This window comes from Halomonas sp. 707D4 (assembly GCF_024158685.1).
GTDB lineage: Bacteria > Pseudomonadota > Gammaproteobacteria > Pseudomonadales > Halomonadaceae > Vreelandella.
In genome coordinates, this window is sequence record NZ_JAMZBD010000267.1 from 1 (window position 1) to 4,428 (window position 4,428).

The 4,428-nt window shown below is 67.9% G+C and carries 6 protein-coding genes; 4 read left to right on the forward strand and 2 right to left on the reverse strand.

The window, feature by feature from the left end; translation table 11 throughout:
- The 4 genes from proC to metW form a co-directional block, all read left to right on the forward strand.
- Nucleotides 1–630 (forward strand): pyrroline-5-carboxylate reductase (gene proC, locus BIS11_RS11695; RefSeq protein ID WP_253586085.1); only part of this gene is annotated, 630 nt, incomplete at its 5' end.
- A 48-nt stretch (nucleotides 631–678) separates the two neighbouring features.
- Nucleotides 679–1,272 carry a YggT family protein gene (locus tag BIS11_RS11700; RefSeq protein ID WP_253426830.1) on the forward strand — a complete coding sequence of 198 codons (594 nt, stop codon included), beginning with the start codon at nucleotides 679–681 and terminating at the stop codon, nucleotides 1,270–1,272.
- Between the two features lie 69 nt (nucleotides 1,273–1,341).
- A complete protein-coding gene (locus tag BIS11_RS11705) occupies nucleotides 1,342–2,538 on the forward strand; it encodes a homoserine O-acetyltransferase (RefSeq protein WP_253586086.1) in 1,197 nt (398 codons plus the stop codon).
- Nucleotides 2,538–3,131: a methionine biosynthesis protein MetW gene (metW, locus tag BIS11_RS11710; RefSeq protein WP_253425467.1), complete on the forward strand. Its 594-nt coding sequence runs from the start codon at nucleotides 2,538–2,540 to the stop codon at nucleotides 3,129–3,131. The genes BIS11_RS11705 and metW overlap by 1 nt, the downstream gene beginning before the upstream one ends.
- Here the strand turns inward: metW and sfsA are convergent.
- Complete coding sequence (gene sfsA, locus BIS11_RS11715; RefSeq protein WP_253425455.1) at nucleotides 3,128–3,859, reverse strand: DNA/RNA nuclease SfsA; 732 nt, start codon at nucleotides 3,857–3,859, stop codon at nucleotides 3,128–3,130. The genes metW and sfsA overlap by 4 nt on opposite strands.
- Nucleotides 3,856–4,428 (reverse strand): aminotransferase class I/II-fold pyridoxal phosphate-dependent enzyme (locus BIS11_RS11720; RefSeq protein ID WP_253586087.1); only part of this gene is annotated, 573 nt, incomplete at its 5' end. The genes sfsA and BIS11_RS11720, both read right to left, overlap by 4 nt.

Here is a 4,428-nt window from a genome sequence, read left to right on the forward strand (position 1 = left end):
GTGATCCTCGCGGTCAAGCCGCAGATCATGAAGAGCGTGTGCGCGCCGCTTGCCGAGGCCGTGCAGGCCCACAAGCCGCTGATCGTTTCGATTGCCGCAGGCCTCGAAGCCGCTACAATCGACGGCTGGCTCGGCGGCGGCACGGCGCTGGTACGCTGCATGCCCAACACGCCGTCACTGGTCGGTGTCGGCGCCAGCGGCCTCTTCGCCAACCCGGCGGTGTCGAGCGCCCAGCGCGCGTTGGCCACGGAGCTGATGGAAGCGGTGGGCATCGTCGAGTGGGTGGAGCAGGAGTCGCTTCTCGACGCGGTGACGGCGGTTTCGGGCAGTGCACCGGCCTACTTCTTTCTGATGTTCGAGGCGATGGAAGAGGCCGGCGTAGCTCAAGGGCTTTCCGCTGCCACCGCGCGGCGCCTGGCGATCCAGACGGCGCTTGGCGCAGCCACCATGGCCGGCCAGAGCGAGCATGACCCGGCCACGCTCAAGCGCAACGTCATGTCGCCCGGCGGCACCACCGAGCGAGCGATCGCCCATCTGGAAGACGCCCGGCTGCGCGACACGATAAAAGGCGCCATGCAGGCCTGCGCCCGGCGCGCCGCCGAGATGGCCAACGAGCTGAGCGCGGACTGATCCGCACCAGAACACCCAGCACGATTCAACGTAACGGAGACGCAAGCAATGGGCAGCCAAGTGGGTAGCGCCGGGTTGATGCTAGTCAACACCCTGATCAACATATATTTATTCCTGCTGATGCTGCGCTTTCTGCTGCAAGCCTCGCGCGCGGACTACTACAACCCGCTGAGCCAGTCGGTGGTCAAGATCACCCAGCCGGTGGTCGGCCCCTTCCAGAGTTTTCTGGGGCCGGTGGCCGGGCGCTTCGACCTGGCCACGCTCGCCGCGGCCTTCGTGCTCAAGGTCGTGAGCATCGTCGCCATCTTCATGCTGTTCGGTATCGGCATGCCGCCGGTGGTGCAACTGGTGATCGCCGGCATCTCGGCACTCGCCAACGCCATCCTGAAGATCTACTTCTTCGCCCTGATCGTGATGATCATCCTGAGCTGGGTGGCACCCAACGCCAGCCACCCGGGGGCGCTGCTGGTCATGCAGCTGGTCGAGCCGATCATGGCGCCGGTGCGCCGGGTGATCCCGCCGCTGGGCATGATCGATCTTTCGCCCATCGTGGTGTTCATCGCCATCAACCTGATCGATGGCCTGGTGGTGGGCTCGTTGATTCGCCAGGCCGGCGCTCCCGGCGCACTGGTGGGGCTTTGAGCGCGCCCCGACCGGGCCGTGCCCGCCGAGCGCCTTCGACACCCATTCACCGCAGGATTGACGCCTTCGATGCCTGATTCAGACACGCGGCCCGGCGCGGGCCGGCCGGCGAACTCCGTCGGCCTGGTCACGCCCCACGTCGCCAAGTTCGATACCCCCCTGCCGCTGGCCTGCGGGCGGGAGCTTCCCGAGTTCGAACTGATTTTCGAGACCTACGGCACGCTCAATGCCGAGCGCACCAACGCCGTACTGATCTGCCATGCGCTGTCGGGGCACCACCACGCCGCCGGCTACCACCATCCGGACGACACCAAGCCCGGCTGGTGGGACGCCCATATTGGCCCGGGCAAGCCGATCGACACCGACCGCTTCTTCGTCGTCTCGCTCAACAACCTCGGCGGCTGCCACGGCAGCACCGGTCCCGTGAGCCACAATCCGGCGACCGGGCGCCAGTGGGGGCCGGACTTTCCCCTGGTGACGGTGAGCGACTGGGTGGCAAGCCAGGCGCGCCTCGCCGACCACCTCGGCATCGAGCGCTTTGCCGCCCTCGTCGGCGGAAGCCTGGGCGGCATGCAGGTGCTGCAGTGGACGATCACCCACCCCGAGCGGGTCGCCAACGCGGTGATCATCGCCGCCACCCCGCGGCTTTCGGCGCAGAACATCGCCTTCAACGAGGTCGCCCGCCAGGCGATCCGCTCGGACCCGGAGTTTCACGGCGGCTGGTACGCCGAGCACGACACGGTGCCCAAACGGGGCTTGAAGCTCGCCCGCATGGTTGGCCACATCACCTATCTCTCCGAAGACGCCATGGGCAGCAAGTTCGGCCGCGACCTCAGGGCCGACGACCTGAACTTCGGCTTCGACGTGGAGTTCCAGGTGGAGTCCTACCTGCGCTACCAGGGCGACACCTTCTCCACCGCCTTCGATGCCAACACTTACCTGTTGATGACCAAGGCGCTGGACTACTTCGACCCCTCGGCGGCCTGCGACGGCGATCTCGCCTGCGCGCTGGCACCGGCCCAGTGTCCGTTTCTGATCGTGAGCTTCACCACCGACTGGCGCTTTCCGCCCTCGCGCTCCAGGGAACTGGTCGATGCGCTGATCCGCGCCGGCAAGCCGGTCAGCTACGCCAACATCGAATCCCCCCACGGCCACGACGCCTTCCTGCTGCCCGAGCCGCGCTATGAAGCGGTGTTCGACGCCTTCATGACGCGCGCCGCCCGCGACCTCGGCCTGGCCGCCCCCCGCACGGAGACCCCGGCATGATGCGTACCGATCTTGAACTGATCGTCGACTGGGTGCCCGAAGGCGCTCACGTGCTGGACCTGGCCTGTGGCGACGGCGCGCTGCTCGAGCGTCTGGGTCGCGAGAAGGGCGTGACCGGCTTCGGGCTCGAGATCGACCCCGCCGGCATCACCGAGTGCGTGGCGCGCGGCGTCTCGGTGATCGAGCACGACCTCGACGACGGGCTGGGCAACTTCTGCGACCAGAGCTACGACCAGGTGATCATGACCCAGGCGCTGCAGGCGCTGCGCCGCCCGGACAGGATGCTCGACGAGATGCTCCGAGTGGCCAACGAAGGGATCATCACCTTCCCCAACTTCGCCTACTGGCGCCACCGGGTGTATCTGGGCCTGCGCGGCTACATGCCGGTCTCGAAGTCGCTGCCCCACGCCTGGTACGACACGCCCAACATCCACCTCTCCACCTTCAACGACTTCGAGCAGCTGTGCCGCGAGAAGGGGCTGGTGATCGTCGACCGCGCCGTGGGCGTGGGCGAGCATCGCGGCCACTGGACCTCCCGGTGGTGGCCGAACCTGTTCGGCGAGATCGCAGTGTTTCGCGTGCGCCGCCGCTAGAGGCGCACGCTCACGGGCCGCTCGATGAAAATCGACGACGGCGCGCCCGCCTCCCACCCGACACCGATGGCGTAGGCCAGCACCTCGACCCCCTGGGCCACGGCGGCGTGAAACCCGGCGGCGTAGGCCGGGTCGATGTGGGTGGCAGGGCCGACGCTCTCGATGCCCTGGCGTGCCACGCAGAACACCAGCACCGCGCGCTCGCCCCGACGGGCAAGCGCTTCGAGGGACTGCAGGTGCTTGAGCCCGCGAGTGCTGACGGAGGCTGGAAAGTAGCCCAGCCCGTCGTCCTCAAGAAGCGTGACCTGCTTGACCTCGAGATAGGCGCGCCGCCCGCTCGCCGTGTCCTCGAGCAGAAAGTCGAGCCGCGAATCATCCACCCTCACCTCGCGGCGCAGCGTGTCGTAGCCCGCCAGCGCGTCGAGCCGGCCGGCGGCCAGCGCCGACTCGACGATGCGGTTGGCACGCCCGGTGTGAATCGAGGCAAGCTCTACCCCGCCGTTTTCATTCGGCAGTTCGATCAACTCCCAGGTCCAGGCGAGCTTGCGCTTGGGGTTGTCGCTTGGCGAGAGCCACACCCGGCAGCCCGGCACGTTGACGCTCTTCATCGAGCCTGTGTTGGGGCAGTGAGCGGTCACCTCGCGCCCGTCGTCCAGACGCACGTCGGCGAAGAAGCGCTTGTAGCGGCGCAGCAGCACACCCGGCACCAGCCCCTCGTAGGCGATCATGAGCGCGCCACGAAGCGGGCCAGGCGCACCAGCGCCTCCTCGAGGCGCGCGACCTGTGCGGTGAAGGCGATGCGCACGAAGCGCTCGCCGCCCTCGACGGCGAAGTCCACCCCCGGGGTGATCGCCACGTTCTCCTCCTCGAGCAGCCGCTGGCAGAACGCCTGGCTGTCGTCGCTGTAGCGGGAGATGTCGAGCCAGACGTAGAACGCCCCTTGGGGCGCGACGTCCGGGGCGAGCCCCAGCGTTTGAAGACCATCGAGCAGCACCTGGCGGCGCTCCTTCAAGGTCGCCCGGCGCGCCTCGAGCTCTTCCCGGCACGCCGGCGTGAAGGCGGCGAGGGCAGCGTGCTGGGAGGGCGTCGGCGCGGCCAGGAAGACGTTCTGGGCAAGCCTCGTCAGCGGTTCGACGGCGCGCTCCGGCGCCACCAGCCAGCCCAGGCGCCAGCCGGTCATGCCGAAATACTTGGAGAAACTGTTGACCACGAAGGCATCATGGGAGATCGCCGTGGCCGAGAGCGGCGCATCGTCGAAGTTGAGGCCCTGGTAGATCTCGTCGACCAGGAGCTCCCC

What these genes read in the sequence shown, in the direction of transcription:
- BIS11_RS11700 (WP_253426830.1), top strand. Translation starts at nt 679, where the DNA reads ATGGGCAGCCAAGTGGGTAGCGCCGGGTTGATGCTAGTCAACACCCTG.
- BIS11_RS11705 (WP_253586086.1), top strand. Translation starts at nt 1,342, where the DNA reads ATGCCTGATTCAGACACGCGGCCCGGCGCGGGCCGGCCGGCGAACTCC.
- metW (WP_253425467.1), top strand. Translation starts at nt 2,538, where the DNA reads ATGCGTACCGATCTTGAACTGATCGTCGACTGGGTGCCCGAAGGCGCT.
- sfsA (WP_253425455.1), bottom strand. Translation starts at nt 3,859, where the DNA reads ATGATCGCCTACGAGGGGCTGGTGCCGGGTGTGCTGCTGCGCCGCTAC.